The sequence below is a fragment of the Winogradskyella sp. genome (assembly GCF_965228925.1).
Classification (GTDB): Bacteria; Bacteroidota; Bacteroidia; order Flavobacteriales; family Flavobacteriaceae; genus Winogradskyella.
In genome coordinates, this window is record NZ_OZ245845.1 from 202738 (window position 1) to 225259 (window position 22522).

Consider the following 22522-nt stretch of genomic DNA (forward strand, 5'->3'; position numbering starts at 1 on the left):
TAATAGCTAAAAAAGCAAGCCTTCTAATTATTTTAACTTAATTATGTTTAATCTACCTGCAATTAATGTGCCAATAAGTACGCCTATGCAATTAGCCATTAAATCATAGGGGTCGTAAGTTCTGTTCGGGTTTAATTGATGTTGCATAAGTTCTAACACTACACCAAACACTATAAGGCCAATAAAGACTACAATTAAGTTAGGTCCTCCTTTGTTATGTTTAAAAAAGGTAATCCATAAAACTGCCAACAAGGTATAGGCTAAAAAATGATAGATTTTGTCATCAAAAGTTGACCCCAAATCAGGAAGTCCCTTAAGATTGATTAAACTTACAATAACTAGCAGTATTGTATAAACTACAGCCGCTAATAGCAGTAGTTTTTTAGCCACTTATAAGTGCTTTATAATCTTCAGCAGATAATAGATGATCTACTTGCGATGGATCAGAAATTTTTAGTTGGATCATCCAACCTTCCCCATAAGGATCGGTGTTTACTTTTTCTGGTTCGTCTTCTAGGTTGTCGTTAAACGCAATGATCTCTCCTGATAGTGGTAAAAATAAATCCGAAACCGTTTTAACAGCTTCTACCGTACCAAAGACTTCCTCAGCGTCTAGGGTTTCATCTAAAGTGTCTACTTCAACATAAACGATATCACCTAGTTCTCCTTGTGCGAAATCCGTAATACCAACGGTCGCGGTATTGCCTTCAATCTTAATCCACTCGTGATCCTTGGTATACTTTAATTCTGATGGTATATTCATCTTTTAGTTATAAATATTAGTGAAACAAAAGTAATTTTTTAATCGCTGCTTTTCAAAATTAACCCCATTTAATTCCCAAAATTGTAGCGTAATGTAATACCCGATCTTAATGAGGTTTGTGGGAATGACGTAGAAATTGCAAAGTCTGAAAATGTATAATCGAAATAAAATATAGCGGTGAGGTTTTTACTAAAGGCGTAGTCTGCAGTAAATTTAGCCCCCCAAATCGTTTGCCCTGCAGTGACCTGACTATTTTCCAAATCTAAATACCGCACTATGGTCTTATTGTCCCTTACCGAAATATCCGCTCGCATATTTAAATCGCTTTTTACGACTTGTTTGGCACCAGCAAGGGCCGATCGGATTCTTAAATCCTTAATTCTGTAGCCCAAACCTAATATATACTCTTGCCCTTGAACTTCGGTCATTAAGTTATTATCAAAGCTCAGTGATAGCAATCTATCTTTTTGAACCTCAGCTAGGACTTTAATGGAATTTTTCATTTCAAACTCCAAGCGAATCAGCGGGCTAAATTGTTCTTCTAAGTTTATATTACTGTACAGGGTTCTGTTCTTTATATTACCTGATTGGTCTAAGGCATCCTCATTTTGAGGTGAATCATAAGCAAAGTCGGTATCGTAGGCCTCAAAATCCAAATTCGCCCTAAATTGATTGATGGTATATCTAGATCGGTATCCATGTTGTATGGAAAAACGCCTAAACGTTTTCTTAAACCATGGAATTTTCATCAGTCCTGTATATTTTAAGGTCCAGTTGGGGATAGGTATATCCCTAAACGCCCCTGTATTTATTTTTTCCGGATCAGAACCTTGATAAGCCGATAAAAATGCTGGCAATAATACACGCTGACTGTTTTTACCAAATCCTTCTGGGAAGCCATCTGCATCGGTACCAAATGGGGTCGTACCGTAGAACTCTCTAGCAAGTCGATTGGCGATAATTAAACGGTTAGCCCTAAAATCATCAAATGTGGCAGACTGGTTTTCGTCACTTTTACTAAATGCAGTTCTAATTAGTGCTGTTGAAATGTTGAAATTCCCGAATGAATTCGTTATTAAAGCTTCGTATCGATCACTTAAACCATCTAAATCATCATCCCTTCCGACAAAGTTTTCCGAAATGTTCTCTGCATAGGTTCTATTACCGATCAAGTCGATTTTTAAATCCCGCATGGGCTCCACGTTGACCGAATAATCCAGGGTTCTATTGGTAACCTCTGTATATTGCTGATTAAATTCGTCGAATGTGGTAAGCCAACCTTCCCTTGCTACAACATCCCTTATGTCCCTTTGGCTACCAAAGGTGTAGCCTAAGGTTGGCCTTAAGGTACCTATAAATCCTGGAGTGGGTAAATACCCCGGTAAAAATGTACCGTTGTTTTCGGTATATCCGAATTGAATACGCTTTACCATGGTTACAATATCGACTAAAGTGTTATAGGCCTTTTTACCGGCGCTCAACTTATTAGGATCTTGTGTTTGGTTGTTGGCAAGCGCTCCATCTTCATTTGGAGTTGAAGAACGTCGCTTTGCCGGTGCATTTCTATTTCGTCCCCTACCTCTTTGATTGCCCTTTCTCACCAAACCAATAGACCTGTAGAAGGTCTCCATATTCAAGGTCGTGTTGATATTGTGTGTGTTAGAATTCTGAATGGAATGCCCCAAGTTAAATGTTTGTATTTCTCCCGTATCCGGATCTTCCAACTGTAATCCTTCATTTAGATCAGACCCTTTTTGCCATTGAAACGTACCATTATATGCATAGGTCGTTCTTAAAAAACTCAATGCGGGAATTTTATAAAGTGGCAATTCGTAATTCACCTGAAGCTGTTGTGTTTGTATATTAGGATCTCCAAAATCAAAAAAGCCGTCCCAAACATCAAGCTCTGGATCTTGTCGTCCGTTAATACGGTCGTCTATAAAGTAATTACGAACAATATTACTGTTTGCTGCCGAGAAGTTTAAACTTAAAGCATCCGTCAGATTATAATTAATGGCATACTGAAAGTCGAAGGTATAATTTCTTCTGAATAATTCTTCAATGGCAATATTGTCGCCTCCTAACTCGACTTCCCTAAATCTCTGCTTGCTAAATTGTCTGTTGATGTCTGTGTTAAACGTAATATTGGACGGCAGCAAATTGAGGTTAAAGTCCTTCAATATTTTCCAATATTTACCGGTAAATAGAGAGTCGTTATTCTTAAACGGTTCTATTTTAGCAGGATTAAAATTGTAATTATAATTCACCCCTGCTCTAATATTCTGATCGAGAGAATTTTCAATTTCAAAATCGCGATGCTCCACCTTATTATAAGAATAATTAAAGGTTAAGTTTTCGACATCATAAAACCGTTTTTTCTTCTCTCCCGTTCTCTGTTTTCTAACACCGATAAAGTTAATACTCTTTCGTTTGGTATAACTTTCGGATTGTTGTCGAATACGTTCTTCCTCCTCATTAGAATCCGCAGCATCTAGGCGCGATTCAAGAGTGAGGTCATTATAAAACTGATCGAATTTCGGCGTGATCAATTCTTCACTCTGTGCATAATTAAAAGGCAACTGAATCCCCCATTTTTTAGGTAACAATTGACCTAATTGAACATTCGTTACGACATCGTATTGCTGCGTATCTTCTAGACTTCTCTCAGCAGGTCCTTGTTCAATACCTCCATAACCAACAGTACTTCGCCTCCCTGTAAAGCTGATATCCGCAAAGTCTGCAATATTGGAGTCCATACCTACGACTGCAGCCCAACCACCTTCATTTTCCAATTCCGACATTCGCAACTCATTAAACCATACCTCACCACAAGCATTACTCATCGTACTTCCTGAGTTTTTAAGTCCTACCATTAACACCCTAATATTACCATAATTAGGATTCCCTTTTACAGCGATTCGCTGTTGTCCGATGGGTAAGGGCGAAAATTCTAAAACCGGGGTTTCGTTTAATTGTCCATCTATGACGTCATAAAATGTTGGATCTGGATTGGATAAAGTACCTTCGTCAATGCCTAGGGCTTTGATTTGCTGTAAAAATGATAAGGGTATGTTCATCTCATTTTCAGAAGGCCAAATACGTTCTTCAATAGGTAGGCCCGGATCTACAAAATCGGTTGGTAAAAGCGGCACTTCTATTTGATAAAAGTTATCTGTGAAGTCATTCCCCATCCTAATGAAAGCAATCAATTCGCCCTCCTCTAAGGTTTGTCCGTCTTGTGCCTCAGCATGCAAAAACATACGTAATTTTTTGTATTGACGCATGTCTAAACTGATATTTTTGAATACACCACGTGAATCCGTAGGTTCTAATTCACAAGCTTGTAAGACTAAGGATTGTTCATTTTGTCTAATGATATTATTGTTGTTGTTCAATTCCTCACGTCTAACACCTGGTGGAATGACGTAATCCCCATCATTTTCTTGCACACCAATAATGGCCACATTGAATTCTGCATTCGCACTGTTATTGGATGGATCATTATCTAAATCTTGTGTAAAACGTCGCCAATCACTTCTCACCAAATCCAAGGTCGCAAAACGTAACACGGTATTCTCTGTGAACTCTCTTAAATACAGACGCGCAAAACGTACCGATCTTATGTCGCCTATACCACCAACTTCATTAGTCGGTTCATTGATGGGTAGTCTAAATTGATACCATGACACTTCTCTTTGGTCACCATTGGGTAAGGTGACCGTTCTTACCTTGATATCATTAATCTGAGGGTTGTTAATATTTAATGCTGCCGGATTGATATCCACTTCATACTCAAAATAACTATCTATAGTATTCATGGTATTATCGCGGTTGATATCCTCAACATCAGGTTGTGTTGTCGACCCTCTATTGGTATCCGTAAATACATCTGGCGTGTTTCCTTCTAAACCATTGTACTGCTTGTAACGTTCAAAAATATTACCCTCAGTATTGAGATAATAGGTATAATTATCTTTGGAAGGATCTTCTAGATTTGAGAAGTTTCCGTAAATAGCCGTTAACGCTGGATCATTAGGAAAGACTGGTGTTTCTTCGCTATCATCATAACCATCATAACCCACATCTTGATTCGCCCTTTGCTCACCGGTAGTCGCGAAGGTATAAATTAAGGATTGCTGTTGCGGAACAACACCACCAAAAATCGTAGGCTCCAATATAGAGATGTCCCCGTCTTCAGGTAACCCATTTTCATATTGTTTTTTACCATCCTTAATAACGTCCTCAGATATATTACCTAAATTAACATAGAGCTTACCACCCTGACCTGTAGGGTTATCTAAGAACGGGTCTTGTACCCAAAATTCAATGTATTCAACATTAGCCTGCTCAAAATCGGTAGAGGTAATCTGTCGTGTAATCCCTGCCCAACTGGTCGTAGGATCGATGGTGTCATCGACAGCATCATCACTAAAATTATAGGGACCACGCTCAGAGGGATAATATACCAAATCCAAAGTATTGATGACCGAAGTCTGCCCTTGTACAATATCGACTTCTGGAAAAATCTCCTCAATAAAGACACGTCTCGTGTATAAGTTAGACACATCATCATCGGTAATACCATCGGGACGCTGGTTGCTATAAAAAATAGGGTCAATGGTATACCAGTTTAAAAACGCTCTACCAAAACCGTTTTGTACGCCATTATCATCATTCCCTGGTGTCGTTGTTGGTAAATCCACCGGACGACTCGATAAGAACCAGGACAAAGGACTTAATAAGTCGATAGCTCCTTGCGTTCCTTCAAAATCATCGATATAGGCTGTGGCCTCACCATTAAAATCGGTCCCATTGGGTGCCCCTGGTAATAAGTAGGCAAACTCACCTCTTACTGAGAGATTGGACGGAACATCCGTATCAATGTTAGGGAGCTTGTTTACCATTCTCGTTAAAAATGGTACTTCAGTGGAATAGTTACCGTTAATACCAAATATGGTATTGTTAATCGGTTCGGCATTAAAATTGGCTTTTTGTGTGATTGGCCGTTCATTAAGGTTTAAAAGCGTTGCCCCTAGCACAAAGTTTTCATTAAACTGGTGTTCTACATTAAGCCCTGTAAAACGTCTGGTCTGTTGACCGAAAACCGCATTGTTCTCCACCGAAATATTAATGGGTGTATTGGACGCCTTTAAGGCTTCATCCAATATTTCAACACGTCCTAATTGATAATTGACCGTATAATCAATACCTTCTACAAGCAATCGTCCTCCTGCAGTCACCCTTACCGAACCACGGGGCACGTTAAAGGCTCCTATAGGTATACCACCATCTCCACCGCTACTCTTAAAACGCCCTTTTATTTGAAACTTGTTCTTTTCAGACTCATCTAAAGCCTGTGTTTTTGTGGATTTATAAAGTAAGTCGTAGACATACTTTTCTTGGTTTTCATTGGTAAAAATATCTTGTTCATAGTCCGCATCATTGTCATTTGGGTTACCATCATCGTCTAAAATATCGAATAGGTAACGTCCAAAGGGCTCGACTTTGGTGAAAATAATTTTCCCGTTCTGTGTTAGTACTGTTAAGCCTGGCACATAGTCAAAAAATCCATCTCCCAATTCTTGCGGGTCATTATTAAAATTGAGTCGATCTAAATGAAAAAGTCGGATCAAAGGGGTTTCCCTAATTTCGGTGTCATCACCAGTAAAGGGTGTATTATTCCCAAATATCGGGAAGGTCGTCCCTTCTACAGGTGTGATATAGTTAACTGGTGAGGCTTCCGTATAAAATATATTTAATCTAAAGTCCTCTTGACTCAACTGAAATGCACCTGTATCGTAGATGTTTTTCATCATCAGCTCCCAAATTGGCTCATCTACAACGGTCACCGCACTCTTTAACATCTTTAAAACCAAGCTCTGGTTATTAATCACTTCATTTCCAGTTGTACCTTCACTCACTTGAGTGGCATCGACACCATCATTGGCAAATTCACCCACTTGAAATACTTCTCCCCCGATGGTGTATTGAAAAGCCACCGCTAATACCTCGTCATTGAGCAAACGCTGATTTAGGGAAATATAACCCAGCTCTGAATGCAATACATAATCCTGACCTTCTTGTAGTTTACGTGCCGCTTCAAGTTTACCGTAATCAAATCCCTCATTGGCGTTACCGGCCACAACAGCATTGTTAAACCAGTTGTTTTCGTTTGTAATATCTCGAACGCCTTCAGTTAAAACAGAGGTTGTACCAATGGCCGTTGGATCTAAATCATTATTTCCATTGTCTGGAAATGTGTTAAAACCTGAGGGCACATTAAAAAAGTTAGCTGGGAACCCTGCGATGGGGTTACCTGCATTGTCAAAAGGTAAACTTGTTTTATTGGGATCATTTTCCGATTCCCCTAAATCTTGAAAAGCGACTACATTCCTTACATTATCGGTCTGATTATTTCTATTGGTGACCCATACTTCGACCCTGGTAATTTGAAGTCCTTGATTGTCTATAAACGGATATTGCAATAAGGCTTGATCATAATTGTCCTTAAAATACTGGGCCAAGAAATAGTGCCTGTTCTCGTCGTAGTCTCTTGCAAAAAACTCAAATTCTTCTAAAGTACCACCGCCTTGAGCGACCACGGACCGCGATTGTGACTGCTGCTCAGAAAATACAGCGGTTACCCTTGTTTTACCAAATTGCAATTCTGTCTTTACCCCAAACAGACTTTGCGCTCCTGTAATTAAGGAGTTGTTTAGGGGCATGTTGACATTACCAACTTCTATTTTTCGGACGATATCATCTTCGGTAGGCGTGTATTCTAACTTCACCAGTTGTTGAAAATCGAAAGTGGCCTCGGTATCGTAATTTGCTGTTACCTGAAGTCTTGTTCCTACCTTACCTAATAAACTCAATCCGATTCTTTGGTCAAAATCAAAGGTAAAGTTAGTACGGTTCCGCGGTGAAAATGCCGGATTGTCCTGTCTTGAAAACAGCACTCCCAAGTCGACCTCAGCATAACCACTCGGAATAACACTTATGGTATTTCCACCAAAAAGGGTTTCAAAGAATCCTGAATTGACATAGAATTCTGGTAATAAATTTCTTTGATCTTCTTCCGTTCCCTCTTTTTGACCGGCAGCAGCATCGATCATCTGTTTGTAATAGGCCTTTAGTTTCTCTTCGAGCACTAGCCTCTGAAACTCTTCAGGTGTAAGGATTAAAGGATAATTGATATTGAAATCCCCTATTTTTTCGGTATAGATGTATTTATCTAAAATAGGGTCATATGTATATTTTGAAACTATACTATTCGGATTTGGCATATTTAACTTGCCAAATGCAAAGGTCGTTTTTGTAGAATCTTGCGGTGTTTCGGTCTCTTGTGCAAAAACTGACGCACCCACTAGCATCATAAGCACTAATAAGACATAAAAACGGGTTGATTTTAATTGCGTATAGTTAGTTTTGTTCAATTGCATTATAAGTTTTTGAGAGCTTCTTTAATGATCTGCTCTACAAGGGCATTTGGTTGGGCTTTTATAATTCTATCTACTACTTTTTCCGATTGCTTTTTATTGAATCCTAAAACATCTAATGCAGATAACGCTTCATCTTTATTCGTATTGTTTGGTATTAAAGAAAGTTCATCTAAGCCGTAAACTTTTAACACTTTATCCTTTAAATCAATAATAACGCGTTGTGCCGTCTTTGCCCCTATACCCTTAACACTTTGTATTAAAGCCACATCTCCACTTGCTATACCTTCTTTTACCTGATCTGGAGTTAATGATGACAACATGGTACGCGCCGTATTGGCCCCTATGCCACTCACCGAGATTAGTAGTTTGAATATTTCTCGCTCAATCTTAGATGAAAACCCATAGAGACTATGAGCATCTTCTCTTACTTGGAGATAGGTATATAGCTTGAGATTTTCCCCATCTGGAATTTGGGAAAATGTATGCAGTGATATATTTATAAAATACCCTACACCATTGCAATCTATTACAACATCTGTAGGATTTTTTTCAACAAGTTTACCCTCTATGTGCGTAATCATAAATTTTAGCTATCTGCTTAGATTAACGCTAATCAATATGTATCGGCACCTTAGAAATGGCCTATTGTGCTTTAGCCATAAAAATCCAATACATCTATATCATAGGTTAAAGCCCCAAATGTAATAAAATTATTTACATTACTAAGGCTAGATACACACTAAGAATCTATTGTTTTTTGAGCTCTTTTTTCACGTTCCTGAGCATCGATTACAGCGATGGCCGTCATATTTACAATTTCATCGACACTAGCGCCTAATTGTAGGATATGTACAGGTTTACGCATTCCCATCATAATAGGCCCTATGGACTCTGCTTTATTCAGTTCTTTTAAAAGCTTGTAGGTAATATTCGATGAATCTAAATTTGGAAAAATAAGAGTGTTTACTTTTTTGCCAGCTAATTTTGAAAAAGGAAAAATATCCTGAAGCATTTTAGCATTTAATGCAAAGTCGGTTTGTAATTCACCATCAACGATCATCTCAGGGTAGTGCTCATGGAGGTAATTCACAGCTTGATTCACTTTTTGGGCACTCGGATTTGTAGAAGACCCAAAGTTGGAATAGGATATCATCGCCATCACTGGGTTCATTCCAAAAAGCTTGACTGTTTTTGAGGTCATTTTAGCTATGGTGACCAAATCTTCGGCAGTTGGATTGATATTGATGGCCGTATCACTTAAAAATATGGGACCTCTTTGAGTTAACAAAATGTTGGTGGTTGCTATTCTGGTCGCCCCTTTAGCCATACCAATGAGGTCTAACATGGGTTTTACCACAGAAGGGTAGCTACGCGAATATCCCGAAATTAAGGCATCGGCATCACCTACGTTCACCATCATCGCCGCAAAGTAATTACGCTCGCGCATTACTTTGCGTGCTGAATATTGGGTTTCGCCTTTGCGCTTGTTCATTTGCCAAAACGCATCGGCATATTTGTTTTTTCGTTCCGTTTCTTCGTCAGATTTTGGATCGATAATGGGAATGTCGGCTTCAAAATCAATCTCTGACATTAAGGCCTCAATGGTTTCTTTTCGTCCTAATAAAATAGGTTTAGCAATCCCTTCATCGTGAACAATTTGCGCGGCTTTTAACACATCCAAGCGATCCGCCTCGGCAAAAACAACACGCTTCGGATTGGTTCTGGCTCTATTCAGCAGTAAACGTACTACCTTATTATCTGACCCTAAACGTTCTAAAAGGCGTTCTTTATAGGCATCCCAATCGTTAATGGGTTCTTGTGCTACGCCACTTTCCATAGCTGCTTTGGCTACAGCCGGTGGCACCTCACCAATGAGTCTTGGATCAAACGGTTTAGGAATGATATAGTCCTTACCAAAAGCCAGTCGTGTTTCGCCATAGGCAATATTCACCTGCTCTGGTACAGGTTCTTTTGCCAATCGCGATAAGGCTTTAACGGCGGCCATCTTCATGGCTTCATTAATCTTGGTGGCTCTAACATCTAGCGCCCCTCTAAAAATAAAGGGAAAGCCCAAGACATTATTCACCTGATTGGGATGATCACTACGACCGGTGGCCATAATGATATCGTCACGTGTTTTACAGGCTAAATCATAGTTGATTTCAGGATCGGGATTGGCCATGGCGAATACGATGGGATTCTTTGCCATGGCTTTTAGCATCTCAGGCGATACAATATCGGCCATAGACAAGCCAATAAATACATCGGCATCTACCATGGCCTCATCAAGGGTATCAATTTTCCGGTCCGTGGCGAACTCTGCTTTTTGTGAGGTTAAGTTATCACGATCTTTTCTTATGACCCCTTTACTATCGAGCATCACGATATTTTCGGCCTTCGCACCACATTCTTTATATAATCGTGTACAGGATATGGCGGCGGCACCAGCACCACTGACGACGATCTTAACATCTTCAATGTTTTTCTTAGCAAGTTCTAGAGCGTTGATTAAGGCCGCAGCAGAAATAATAGCGGTGCCGTGTTGGTCATCGTGCATCACAGGAATATCTAATTCCTCCTTTAGTCGACGCTCTATTTCAAAGGCCTCGGGCGCTTTGATATCTTCGAGGTTAATGCCTCCAAAAGTCGGTGCAATATTTTTAACGGTCTCAATAAAGGCGTCAATATTCTCGGTATCTACTTCTATATCAAACACATCGATATCCGCAAAGATTTTAAACAGTACGCCTTTACCTTCCATCACTGGTTTTGAGGCCTCTGGCCCAATATTTCCCAGTCCTAAAACGGCAGTACCATTAGAGATGACAGCCACTAAATTGCCTTTAGCGGTGTATTTATAGGCGTTGTTGACATCCTTTTCTATCTCTAAACAAGGTTCTGCAACACCTGGGGAATAAGCTAAGGATAAATCACGCTGCGTCGCGTATTTCTTAGTCGGTACGACTTTTATTTTTCCTGGTGTGGGTTTGGCATGGTAGACTAAGGCCTCAATACGCTTGCTTTGTTCGCTCATAATCAGACAGAATTAAGGGGCAAAGATACGTAATGCATATGTGTATATTCAACTAACGGTTTTAAATGTTTGGGTTTTTGGGACTGTTTGGAGAACTGGTGCGTCTTTAGGTGCTAATTATTAGCTGAAGGAAATTTAATAATAATTTATTCTTTATCATGACACCCCTAAAGTCCCCTCAGTGATAATCTTAGAAGCTTTTTATTAGTTTTTGTGCCTAAATCCTCTTTTCCGGTTTAATTTTAAATGATTTGTTATTTCAATTATTTAAATGTGAAGAAAAAAGACACTCCTCTCAACTGTTTTTGAAAAGAGAAATGTCTAAATGTTGAATTAGAATATTTTAATGATAAACACAGCATTTACCATCAATGAATACCCCTTGCCCAGTAAGACAAGGCCAATCGCTTTTAGAAAATGAACAATCTACGGGAACCGGATCGTTACCTCCAAAAATATTCTTTTGTTCATTTCTATTTAAAACTTTCCCTAAGTTTTTTAAATTTTTCATAAAAATATAATTTTAAATTTTTGCTTTTCTATAAACATTTAAAGACACTCATAGATTATGTCTATGCTTATGGACATGTCATAGTTTCTCGAGAACAGCATAAAAGTATTGGGTAAAAGAATTATTCAAAAATGAAGTATGTCAATATTTATAAATTTTAATTTATACAAAACATTCAAAAAAGTAAAAATTTATAAATTTTGAAGTTTCAAAATCATCGTTATTATCTGATTTTCAGTAACTTAAATTTTAACTGTGTTTTGGTGAGTTTTTTAGGTCCTTTTTCTAGCTATATTGAAGTTAATTAATTCTTAAACCATAAAATATGTTATTAGAAAATTTAAAAAACGTAAAAGTTTTGCAAAGAGATCAATTAAAACGGATTATATCTGGTACGGCACCCGATTGTGAAGAAGGTTTTCATCACGTCGTAACAGAGGATGGGGTTATTTGTAGAGAGATGACCGTAATTGATGGCTCTGGTGGTACACTTGGTGGAGGTGACGATCCTATTGACAATTGTCATGTAGGATAGACGATAGATTTAATACAAAATCTGAGCAGTTTAGCTTTTATGGTTAAACTGTTTTTTTATGCGAAACATTTGTTTTTAAATGCTTAAGGTATTGTTTTGGGCTTACTCCTGTGATCAACTTAAAATGCTTATTAAAAGAGCTAAGACTTTTATAACCTGCACTTTCTGCTATAGCCAATAAAGTGAATTTTTGATAAATTTCATCTTCATTTAGCTTTAAGAGTATATAATTTATTCTAAGCTCATTAGTATATTGTACAAATGATTTATCCCAATACTCATTCACCACTTGTGAAACATACGCTGAGTTGCTTCCAATCTTTTTAGCTACTTTGTTTAAGGAATAGTCTGTATCAATAAAAAGATGCTGTGATTCTATAGCCCTAAGCTTTGATAGAATAGTATTGGCCTTTTCTTCTGTAACCTTGCTAGTAATAGATACATCCTGATTACTCTTTAAATTTTCTATATAACTGTTTAAATGATTAATGTTTTGTTTATACCTATACTTTTGGTTTTTATTGATCAATACAGCAGCAAAGACGCCTATTACTATTATAGCAATGCTAACTAACAGGTAATTTGTCAGTTCTGTATTGGCTGTTTTCTCATTAGATAAATCTTCCCTTAAATTTTGTATGGCTTCATTTTTAGATCTCAGCTCATTCTCTGTAAAAACATCAATCTTTAGATTACTCATTTTTTTATAATAATCCTCTATCTGATCATTAAAAGTGTCTGTATACTTTAACGCTAAATCTGGTTTACCATATTCTTGATAAATCATAGCATAATAATATTTTATTCTTATACTATTTTTCAATAGCTCATAAGTATCTATAGCTGATTTATCCAATTCATCAAACAAGGTTTTAGCCTTTGCATAATCCTCTAAAAAGAAATAGCTTTCGGCAATTCTGTATTTTATTTGATAGATTCTTTTTTTTAAGCCAGAGGCTCTAACTATTTTTAAAGTTCTTGTATACGCTTCTATGGCCTTATCATACTTTTGGGTATGAAAAAAAATATCAGCACTAAGATTAAGTAACCTCCTTTCTTGATTAACATTAAGCTTTATGTTTTTCGTGGTAACAAATTCTTTTACTTGTCCTATGTAAATTTTTGTAGTATCAATATAAGTCTTGTTATTAACGGTATCTCGTAAAAAAGAATTTATGCATCTATGAGCGGTATTCAAATAGGCGTTAAATAAAGTACTATTATAGGTACTTCCTGAAAACTTATCTTTTAATACCTTTATTTGGTCTATAGTGTATTTACCATTTTCAATGGCTTTTTGATCTAAACCCAATATCGAGAAACTACGACCTAGGAGATTATTAAACTTAATCAACATTATAGCATTATCTAATTCCTTAGCTAGCTGAATTCCCTCATTTATTGATATATCTGCTTGTTCAATTTTGTGTTCTGCCAGTAGAAGTCTTGCATAATACTCTAAGACATATAACTTCTCTTCTAGTAGCTGCTTATCATTAGAAATGCTATTGAGTTCGGTAAAGCTTTTACCAAAATTATTATGGGCTTTAGTGTAATCTCCTTGTGTTGATAATATATACCCTTTAGTTGCAAAACCAAATGCTCTAAGATTTGCCTTTGGGGATGACATAAGTTGTTTACAGTAAACCTCAGCAGAATCTTTTGAAATCGAATATTTCTCCGTAAAAATACTTCTGTAATCTTGTGTAAAAACCAACTGAACAGATGCTATGGAAAACAGTAATACGGAAATAAATAATTCTTTATTCAAATAAATAAATTTTAGTGAACATAAAACCTAAATATACTCTTTTTAGCTATCATTTTAATTTTGTTTTCTTACCGGATCTTTCAAAAACTTAATATTTTTTGTTATGTCTGGACAACTTTTGGGGTTTTAGGTTTTGATTATTGACTTAACGTGAGTTCGATATAAAAATTTTACTTAAATCCTGATTATCAATCAATTAATCTTTTATGCCAGGTTGAGCCCTTCGACTACGCTCAGGGTAAACTGTGGTCGAAACCTATTTGGAAACTATATTTTAAAAACCTTTCGACTGAGCTCAAGGCGACAAGCTCTTGTTTTATTAAGATAAATCAAGCTAATTTTGAATTCTTACGTCGAACTAACGTTAACTTAAGGTAGACCAATAAAATCCATTCTTTATGACGACACCCCTAATGAGCTGCGCTCGGTATCTTCAATTAAAGCTATCGCTTTAATTTCGATAATCCTCAAGGGGACAATACAAAAGGACAATAGTTTATTTTAAAAACTCAATGTTTCTTTTTAACCCAGAAAACTTAGTCCGTTTAACCGCTGATTTTTTAAAAACCTTTTTAAAGGTGTCTTCGGTAATCTCCTCCCAATCTTGTTTGGTCATGGATAGCAGTTCTGGATGTGGGTTAAACAAGGGTTCGCTATGCGATTTAGAAAATCGGTTCCAAGGACAAACGTCTTGACACACGTCGCAACCAAACATCCAATCGTCGAATTGGCCTTTAAACTCAGAAGGAATGTTATCTTTTAATTCAATTGTAAAATAGGAAATACATTTACTTCCATCCACCACATAGGGGTCTACAATGGCCTCTGTGGGGCAGGCGTCTATACAGGCGGTACAGGTGCCACAGTGATCCGTCACAGGCGTGTCATAGTCCAGCTCTAAATCGATGATTAACTCCGCGATAAAATAAAAGGAGCCGACTTGTTGGGTTAGGAGATTACTGTGTTTCCCAATCCAACCCAAGCCCGACTTTGCGGCCCAGGCTTTGTCCAATACCGGAGCTGAATCGACGAAGGCACGACCATGCACCTCGCCTATTTCGTCTTGAATAAAGGCCAAAAGCGATTTGAGCTTATCCTTAATCACAAAGTGATAATCGGTACCGTAGGCGTACTTTGATAGCTTATAGCTATCCGTTGTTTGTGCTTCGCTTGGATAGTAATTTAATAATAAGGACACCACACTTTTAGAGCCTTCCACTAGCAAGGTTGGATCTAAGCGCTTATCGAAGTGGTTCTCCATATAACGCATCTCGCCGTGCATATTTTTGTTGAGCCATTTTTCTAAACGTGGTGCTTCTTCTTCTAAAAATTCTGCTCTACTGATACCACAAGACAAAAAGCCAAGGCGTTTCGCTTCGGCTTTTATTAGTTGTGTATAGGTGGTTTTGTTCAAATTCGTTCTTAAAGGAACTAAATTACAATAGTATTTTTAATAAACCACTATGGGTTAGAAATCCGCAGTTTTAAACAAAGAATGAAGTTCTTTTTGGAATTGGGTTGTCATTCTGAAATGAACGAAGTGACTGAAGAATCTCAAAAAGCTTAGTTTTTATGATGAGATTCCTCTTCGTGCCTCATTCGGAATGACAAAAAAGGAAGACTTCTCTATAGTTCCACTGAGCACTTCGATGCTTTGACTGCCTGTCCGCCGTACAAGACTTTGGAAGGCGCGGCGCTTCGACAGGCTCAGCGTGACAAGCTCAGCACAGGCAGGCTCGAACTGACATCGTACTGTTTAAGCATTAATACCGTTAATCAAGCTCTCGTGGTTCGAACTTCAAGAAAGCATTCTTTGGTTTTAAGGTAATTAGCGGTGTAATCTCAATCTCCTCAAACTCAGGATATATCTTAAACTTCGATACCAATTCGGTCATGGCAATAATCATTTCGAACATCGCAAAGTTATTGCCGATGCACTTTCTGGGTCCTGCTCCAAAAGGATAATATTGCGACGAGAATTTCCGTCCCCCATCGGCAAAGCGTTCTGGTAAAAATACTTCTGGGTTTTCCCATAAATCCGGATGACGATGGATCTCATATACCGAAAATAAGATACTGGAGCCGGCTTTAAAGGTCATCCCACTAAAATGGTCTTCTGCGTAGTTGACACGATCCATAAAATAGGCTGGTGGATACAGTCGCATGGACTCTTCAATCACCTGCTGGCACACTTTTGATGCCATAACCCGAGCCATCAAATCTTCTGTTCCCTTTTTCAAATAGGACGCCTCTTCATAGAGCTTTTCTTGCCATTCTGGGTGCAGCGCCAATAACTGACAGGTAAAGGTCAAGGCATTGGATGTGGTTTCGTGCCCTGCGGTGAACAGAATCAGGATTTCATCAATCAACTGTTCTTCATCCATAGCACTGCCATCTTCGTATCTGGCCTCCAATAACATGTCTAACAAATCATTTTCCTTTTGATTTGATATGCGCCTTTCATCAACAATCCGATTTAATATACCACGGGCTTCCCGCGTTAAGGCCAAATACTTTTCTATTTTGCCACTAGCCTTAAACCACCATCGAAAATAGGGTTGCCGTAATTCTCTTACCATCATGTTTTGAGCAGCTTCAGTGATATACTGCAGTCTACTAATATCGTCCTGACTTGCCGCACTGCTGAATAGCGACTTCACTACGGTCTGAAAGGCTAGGTCATTAAAAATGGGAAAGATATCAATAACTTTATGGGGTTCTATACGCTTGTATTCGGATAGAATGGCCTGCTTTATAGCACTTAACAACTGCTCTAATTGCTTTTTATGAAATGCTGGCTGAATCAATTTGCGTTGTTTCCGCCAGTGTTCTCCTTCCGCAGTTAGCAACCCCTTACCGACATATTTAGCCAAGTCCTTGGTCTGAATTTTAGACTTGGTATAGTTCTTTTGATTTTTCTGAAGGACATATTCAGCTAATGCGGCATCTCTGGAAAAAAAGACACTGGTGTTAAACCCTATTTTTAATCGGAACACATCACCTAGATCCTCAAAATTTTGATGATGGAAGGGCAAAGGATTCTTAAGAATTTCGAAAGAGTGTTTTAGAAACCGATTTAAAGGGACTGTAGGTATTTTTTTTGATGTGTTCATTAGGCATCTATAGCACTACTCAAGCAGAAATGGATATGATTAAAACAAGCCTCCTTGTGTTGGTCCTTTTATCTTACCCAAATGCCTATAGGCTTGCTCAGTCACTTCGCGTCCTCTAGGTGTACGCATAATAAAGCCTTGCTGAATTAAAAACGGTTCGTAAACTTCTTCTATGGTTTCCGCACTTTCACTGACTGCCGTCGCCAAGGTGGTTATACCCACGGGACCGCCTTTAAACTTGTCGATTATCGTTGTCAGGATTTTATTGTCCATTTCGTCCAAACCATGGGCATCTACATTCAGGGCTTTAAGTGCAAACTTGGCAATCTCAATATCGATTTTACCATTGCCTTTTATTTGTGCAAAGTCTCGAACACGCCTTAACAAGGCATTAGCAATACGAGGAGTGCCACGACTGCGTCCCGCAATCTCGATAGCGGCTTCCATGGTGATTGGAACATTTAAGATGGAAGCACTTCGCTGTACAATCGTCGTCAACAAATCAGTCTTATAATACTGTAAGCGACTACTAATCCCAAAGCGTGCGCGCATGGGTGCTGTTAATAAGCCCGAGCGTGTTGTTGCTCCAACTAAAGTAAAAGGATTTAAATTAATTTGAACGGTTCTGGCATTAGGACCCGATTCTATCATGATATCAATCTTATAATCCTCCATAGCTGAGTAGAGATACTCTTCTACAATAGGGCTTAAACGATGAATCTCATCAATGAAAAGCACGTCCCTATCTTCGAGGTTGGTCAATAATCCCGCTAAATCCCCAGGTTTGTCTAAAACTGGGCCAGAGGTCACTTTAATACCAACATCCAGTTCATTGGCCAAAATATGGGCTAAGGTTGTTTTCCCCAATCCTGGTGGGCCGTGAAAGAGCGTATGATCTAGGGCTTCGTCTCTTAAATTTGCTGCTTTAACGAAAACCAGTAGATTCTCTAGCACTTGGTCCTGACCCGTAAAGTCTTCAAAAGTTAAAGGCCTTAACTTTCTTTCAACATCGAGCTCTTCAGGACTGAAATTATCATTAGACGGATTTAGGTTTTCGTTCATAATTCAAAAAGTAATAATTAAAACACTTTTTGTGTTTTACAAAAATATTCTTTTTATAAAAATTCATGGAATTCTTAACCTACAAGATAAATAAAAACTTTTGTTTCCTTATTTTTGAATAGACACAACCTCTATATTTTATAATTTCCCCTTCAAGTATAAAATCATAATCATCCTTGTATGCATTATATGTTAAGGTTTTTGATCTTTCTTTTAATTTCTTTATGTCTACTGTTACTGAATTGTTCTCAAGGAGATAGCGAGCAAGAGTTAAGAAACACTATCGATAGTGTACTGACGTACCAGGAAAAAGCCAAAACTAACAGTGCTGATTCTACACTCACCTATTTAAGAATCGCAGATCAAATCATCCTGAATAATAACAATATCCCAGATTCAATAGTCATAGAACACATGTTCTTAAAAGGGCTTTACTTTTATGACGCGAAACAACTCGATTCCGCAGCTTATTATTTCCACAATACCGTTAACCGCGTTGATCTTTCCAACATATCTCCCAGAGCGATCGATTATTTTAAGAAAACGCTTGCCACTGATTTAGAAACCGAAAACTCTTTACCTAATGGCATTAGTACAGCCAATAAATTTATTGAAGGGCTTCTCAAAACGAAAGATTACGACAACCTCATCTATCCTTATAATTTTTTGGATCGCGCCCATCGTCTTATTGGTGATTATAAAAAAGCACTGTACTATAATGAAAAGGCTCTGGAAGCTGCCGAATTATCTGGAAATAAAAATGTGTCTGCCATAACCGCTGTTTCCAGATCAAATCTCTTATACGGTTTGAATAAAAAAGCAGAAGCCTATCAGCTTTTAGATAGTATCTTAGAAAACAAAAATGCTTATAGTAATGATGCCCGTCGGCAATTATTTACCAACTACGGGATATTGAATTATTACGATGCCGATTTCAAAAATGCGGTTATCAACTACAAGGAAGCTTTATTCTATTTAAAAAAGGAAACGGCGCATCCGGAGTATTACTACTTTCTGGTGGAAAGCTATGTTAATTTATCTGAAGCCTATATGGAATTAGAGGATTATAATCGTTCTGAGGCTTATCTCGATTCTGCAAGTATGTATATGAATGAGGATTTTAGAATCGATAATTTAATCTTTTTAGGAGAGCAAAAGTTGAAACTAAGCTATTTAACAAAAAAGAACATCGCTAATATTTTATCGGAGTACGATACACTGGTTAAAATTCAAAATGAATTTTATAAACAAAAGATTAATGATGAGTTATTGGCTTTAGAATTAGAATACGAAAACGGAAGAGTGCTAGCAGCAAAAAATAGAGCAAATGAAAAGAAGAACGAACAATTAAGATTTGCATTTATAGTCGTAATACTCGTTACGCCTTTAATTATCATTATCGTATATCTACTTTATAGACAACGCCGCTATCGCTTTAAGAACTTAAGCCTTCAAATGCAACAGCGTCTGTTGCGTTCTCAGATGAATCCTCATTTCACATTTAACACTTTATATGCCATTCAAAATGAACTAAAAAAGGATCCTGAAAGTGCTAAAGACTATATGCTTAAATTTTCGAGATTATTAAGGCTTATTCTCGAAAATTCTACACAGAATTATGTACAACTCAACAAAGAGTTAGATTCCTTAAAACAGTATATGGACCTTCAATTATTGCGAAGTCCTTCAAAATTTAATTATCATATCTCTCTTGAGAACATGGTTGAAGACGACCTCATATTTATACCACCAATGTTGATACAGCCCTTTATAGAGAACAGCATAGAACACGGTTTTTCTCATATAGATTATAAAGGGGATATTCAAATACATCTGGCCTTGGAAGGCGCATACATTTTATGTCGTATCACTGACAATGGTAATGGTCATCATACCTCTGATATCGCCGATAAAGAATCCATTTCTACCGGCCTTATTTCAGAATTTATACTAAAAACGACCAAGACTAAGATTAAATTCATAAATAGAACTGAAGCAACACCTAAAGACTCTGGAATGATTATTGAATTCTTAATTCCCTATAAACCAACTGAAGATGATTAAAGCGATTTTAATAGATGACGAAGCTCATGTAAGACAGGACATCCGCGAGAAACTAGACCATCATTTTAGTAAAGAGATTGTCATTATGGATGAAGCTGAAAGTGTAGCCAAAGCATTGGACGCCATCAAAACACATGAGCCACACTTACTTTTCTTGGATATACATCTACCCGATGGCAACGGATTTGATCTTATTGCTCAATCGGATTTTAAAAAATTTGAAGTTATTTTTATTACAGGATACGATAATCATGCTATTAAAGCTATTAAAGTTGGGGCTTTAGATTATATTCTAAAACCTATTGATGATGGTGAATTTAAAGCTGCTGTGATTAAAGCTATTGAGAATCATAAAAAAGAAAATCACCTAGAAAAACTTATAGAGATTTCTAGTGAATATTTTCAAGGTGTCAAGAAAAGACGGATCATTCTAAAAACCACCAATAACGTTTATGCCATATACGAGGATGATATTATTTATTGTAAATCTGACGGCAATTACACCACGCTTTACTCCCAGCTATCGGGAAAAATAGTAGCTTCTAAATCACTCAAAAAAATAACCGAAATCTTGTCGGAAGATGTTTTTGTGCGTTGTCATCAATCTTATATCGTTAATAAAAAATACGTTTTAAAGTATAATAAACAGGGGGTTTTAATCGTCAAACCCGATATAAGGGTTCCTGTTTCTGGTCGTCGCAAGGATTATGTTATTAAACGCATTTTTGAATGAGCATATCCTACAAACACTTTCGAATATGAAATAGATATCACCAAATTTGAAATCCTTCATCTTTTCCAGTAGTCCATACCTTAGTTTTATCAAAAAAATAGAGTATTATGAAAAACTATTTAAAATTTATCGTCCTACCATTCCTAGTATGCGCCTTATCATGCGACCAGGGCATTGAAGAATTAGAAACACATCAAACCACTGAAAGTGCTAAAAGTACACAACCAGGTCCATCAGCAGTAGATATTTTGGAAAGCTATTTACAAGTTACTGCATTTCTTACAGCACAAGTTCTATATCAGGCTGACCCCAACAACAATACCACAAATCAGCTTGTTTTAACAGAATTTGAAAATGCCCTGTCCACGCCTAATGACTCCACTTACAATAGTTTGGTTAGAGTCGTCAACCTTGATGACCTTTTGGGCACAAACAGCCAAACTCCTAATTTTGAGAATGCCTTTAAAGCCAGGTTTAATGATTATTTTGGAGACGAAACAGAAGATCGTAAATGTCGTCCAAAAGGGGGGCACCCCAATATAACTTGTCCCGACTGTGCTATTGACTCCAATCCCACATATCAAAGTTTCATCGATGTTGTTATCTTCGAAAACTGTATTGAATTGTATTTGCCTAATGGCTATAAGTCAAGTGACTTGAGTAGGTTTAACACGACTGCCCATCCAATGAATAGTGATTTATTCAATGATGGGTGGGAAATCCCCCTAACATGTGATGATGAATTGGGTCTGGAAATTGACTCTATTGATACCTCCAACTTTAGTACCTATAGTAATCTTATAGTTGCGCGTCCTTATAAAGATGTCAGTTCTTTCTATTGTACTTATACCTCTTACCCTAATATAGTTTTTAAAGACTTTCTTTTCAATTAAGCAGAAAACATCTTTTTAAAATGAGAGCCACCTAAATAATTTGGGTGGTTTTTTATTTAGCAAAAGTATGCTAGATACGCTTCAAATATGAAATGGTCTACAGCGCTTATGAGTTTGCTATTGTGACACCTTATTATTTAAGCCAATTTTATTGATGCCTTATTGAAACACTATGTTTTAGAGAAATCAAGGGCCATAGACACAAACTGTGGGTGTCTTAAACTGTTCACAGCATACAAATCTTAAACATTTTAAAAATGAAGAATTTATTAAATCTAAATGGTGCTAAAGAATTAAGCAGAAAAGAACAACAATCCATTTCTGGTGGAGCTGCATATCCATGTGATCCCGGTGAAAAATTTGCGATTATACCGCTAGGTGAAGCCTCTTGCATAAGTAATGGGGGCGTATGGCAAAGTAATCTATGCTACTATTGTTACAGTTAAATCCTTGGCATGGATATTACTATCCATGCCTTTATAAAAACTTTGCGTAATAAATCATGGTCATAAGCATGAGTTTTTTGCGATAATTACCAAAAACTTTAAAGTCATCAATCGCTTCTTCTACCAGCTAAAAAGCTAATCCATGACTATGACCA

General features: G+C 37.4%; 15 protein-coding genes. 5 read left to right on the plus strand and 10 right to left on the minus strand.

The features are described from left to right. Nucleotides 1–27: 27 nt before the first annotated feature. The 6 genes from ACO052_RS00800 to ACO052_RS00825 all read right to left on the minus strand — a co-directional run bounded on the left by ACO052_RS00800 (nt 28) and on the right by ACO052_RS00825 (nt 11750). On the minus strand, nt 28–390 hold the full coding sequence (locus ACO052_RS00800; RefSeq protein WP_422106103.1) for a VanZ family protein: 363 nt from the start codon (nt 388–390) through the stop codon (nt 28–30). After that, complete coding sequence (gene gcvH, locus ACO052_RS00805; RefSeq protein ID WP_422106104.1) at nt 383–763, minus strand: glycine cleavage system protein GcvH; 381 nt, start codon at nt 761–763, stop codon at nt 383–385. Before gcvH ends, ACO052_RS00800 begins: the two co-directional genes overlap by 8 nt. A gap of 68 nt (nt 764–831) precedes the next feature. Continuing rightward, complete coding sequence (sprA, locus tag ACO052_RS00810; protein ID WP_422106105.1) at nt 832–8205, minus strand: cell surface protein SprA; 7374 nt, start codon at nt 8203–8205, stop codon at nt 832–834. After that, nucleotides 8205–8786 carry a Holliday junction branch migration protein RuvA gene (gene ruvA, locus ACO052_RS00815; protein WP_422106106.1) on the minus strand — a complete coding sequence of 194 codons (582 nt, stop codon included), beginning with the start codon at nt 8784–8786 and terminating at the stop codon, nt 8205–8207. The genes sprA and ruvA overlap by 1 nt, the downstream gene beginning before the upstream one ends. 158 nt (nt 8787–8944) lie before the next feature. Beyond that, nucleotides 8945–11239 carry an NADP-dependent malic enzyme gene (locus ACO052_RS00820; protein WP_422106107.1) on the minus strand — a complete coding sequence of 765 codons (2295 nt, stop codon included), beginning with the start codon at nt 11237–11239 and terminating at the stop codon, nt 8945–8947. A 343-nt stretch (nt 11240–11582) separates the two neighbouring features. Then, nucleotides 11583–11750 carry a hypothetical protein gene (locus ACO052_RS00825; RefSeq protein WP_422106108.1) on the minus strand — a complete coding sequence of 56 codons (168 nt, stop codon included), beginning with the start codon at nt 11748–11750 and terminating at the stop codon, nt 11583–11585. Between the two features lie 325 nt (nt 11751–12075). Between ACO052_RS00825 and ACO052_RS00830 the strand changes: the two genes are divergently transcribed. Further along, nucleotides 12076–12285, plus strand: a complete 210-nt coding sequence (locus ACO052_RS00830) for a hypothetical protein (RefSeq protein ID WP_422106109.1) — start codon at nt 12076–12078, stop codon at nt 12283–12285. 43 nt (nt 12286–12328) lie between these two features. Here the strand turns inward: ACO052_RS00830 and ACO052_RS00835 are convergent, their stop codons facing one another. The 4 genes from ACO052_RS00835 to ruvB all read right to left on the minus strand — a co-directional run bounded on the left by ACO052_RS00835 (nt 12329) and on the right by ruvB (nt 18231). Then, nucleotides 12329–14056 carry a helix-turn-helix domain-containing protein gene (locus tag ACO052_RS00835; RefSeq protein ID WP_422106110.1) on the minus strand — a complete coding sequence of 576 codons (1728 nt, stop codon included), beginning with the start codon at nt 14054–14056 and terminating at the stop codon, nt 12329–12331. Between the two features lie 496 nt (nt 14057–14552). Then, nucleotides 14553–15470, minus strand: a complete 918-nt coding sequence (gene queG / locus ACO052_RS00840) for a tRNA epoxyqueuosine(34) reductase QueG (RefSeq protein WP_422106111.1) — start codon at nt 15468–15470, stop codon at nt 14553–14555. Nucleotides 15471–15828: 358 nt separating this feature from the next. Continuing rightward, a complete protein-coding gene (locus ACO052_RS00845) occupies nt 15829–17169 on the minus strand; it encodes a cytochrome P450 (RefSeq protein ID WP_422106112.1) in 1341 nt (446 codons plus the stop codon). A gap of 39 nt (nt 17170–17208) precedes the next feature. Then, entirely contained in the window at nt 17209–18231 is a 1023-nt protein-coding gene (ruvB, locus tag ACO052_RS00850) for a Holliday junction branch migration DNA helicase RuvB (protein ID WP_422106113.1), read from the minus strand. Between the two features lie 180 nt (nt 18232–18411). Between ruvB and ACO052_RS00855 the strand changes: the two genes are divergently transcribed. The 4 genes from ACO052_RS00855 to ACO052_RS00870 all read left to right on the plus strand — a co-directional run bounded on the left by ACO052_RS00855 (nt 18412) and on the right by ACO052_RS00870 (nt 22367). Continuing rightward, nucleotides 18412–20295 (plus strand): histidine kinase, encoded by a 1884-nt coding sequence (locus tag ACO052_RS00855; RefSeq protein WP_422106114.1) that lies wholly within the window; start codon nt 18412–18414, stop codon nt 20293–20295. Further along, nucleotides 20288–21028 carry a LytR/AlgR family response regulator transcription factor gene (locus ACO052_RS00860; protein WP_422106115.1) on the plus strand — a complete coding sequence of 247 codons (741 nt, stop codon included), beginning with the start codon at nt 20288–20290 and terminating at the stop codon, nt 21026–21028. The genes ACO052_RS00855 and ACO052_RS00860 overlap by 8 nt, the downstream gene beginning before the upstream one ends. Nucleotides 21029–21135: 107 nt before the next feature. Beyond that, entirely contained in the window at nt 21136–21921 is a 786-nt protein-coding gene (locus ACO052_RS00865) for a hypothetical protein (RefSeq protein WP_422106116.1), read from the plus strand. Nucleotides 21922–22178: 257 nt separating this feature from the next. Further along, nucleotides 22179–22367 (plus strand): hypothetical protein, encoded by a 189-nt coding sequence (locus ACO052_RS00870; protein WP_422106117.1) that lies wholly within the window; start codon nt 22179–22181, stop codon nt 22365–22367. Nucleotides 22368–22522 lie beyond the last annotated feature (155 nt).

What these genes read in the sequence shown, in the direction of transcription:
- gcvH (WP_422106104.1), bottom strand. Translation starts at nt 763, where the DNA reads ATGAATATACCATCAGAATTAAAGTATACCAAGGATCACGAGTGGATT.
- sprA (WP_422106105.1), bottom strand. Translation starts at nt 8,205, where the DNA reads ATGCAATTGAACAAAACTAACTATACGCAATTAAAATCAACCCGTTTT.
- ruvA (WP_422106106.1), bottom strand. Translation starts at nt 8,786, where the DNA reads ATGATTACGCACATAGAGGGTAAACTTGTTGAAAAAAATCCTACAGAT.
- ACO052_RS00820 (WP_422106107.1), bottom strand. Translation starts at nt 11,239, where the DNA reads ATGAGCGAACAAAGCAAGCGTATTGAGGCCTTAGTCTACCATGCCAAA.
- ACO052_RS00825 (WP_422106108.1), bottom strand. Translation starts at nt 11,750, where the DNA reads ATGAAAAATTTAAAAAACTTAGGGAAAGTTTTAAATAGAAATGAACAA.
- ACO052_RS00830 (WP_422106109.1), top strand. Translation starts at nt 12,076, where the DNA reads ATGTTATTAGAAAATTTAAAAAACGTAAAAGTTTTGCAAAGAGATCAA.
- ACO052_RS00845 (WP_422106112.1), bottom strand. Translation starts at nt 17,169, where the DNA reads ATGAACACATCAAAAAAAATACCTACAGTCCCTTTAAATCGGTTTCTA.
- ruvB (WP_422106113.1), bottom strand. Translation starts at nt 18,231, where the DNA reads ATGAACGAAAACCTAAATCCGTCTAATGATAATTTCAGTCCTGAAGAG.
- ACO052_RS00855 (WP_422106114.1), top strand. Translation starts at nt 18,412, where the DNA reads ATGCATTATATGTTAAGGTTTTTGATCTTTCTTTTAATTTCTTTATGT.
- ACO052_RS00860 (WP_422106115.1), top strand. Translation starts at nt 20,288, where the DNA reads ATGATTAAAGCGATTTTAATAGATGACGAAGCTCATGTAAGACAGGAC.
- ACO052_RS00865 (WP_422106116.1), top strand. Translation starts at nt 21,136, where the DNA reads ATGAAAAACTATTTAAAATTTATCGTCCTACCATTCCTAGTATGCGCC.
- ACO052_RS00870 (WP_422106117.1), top strand. Translation starts at nt 22,179, where the DNA reads ATGAAGAATTTATTAAATCTAAATGGTGCTAAAGAATTAAGCAGAAAA.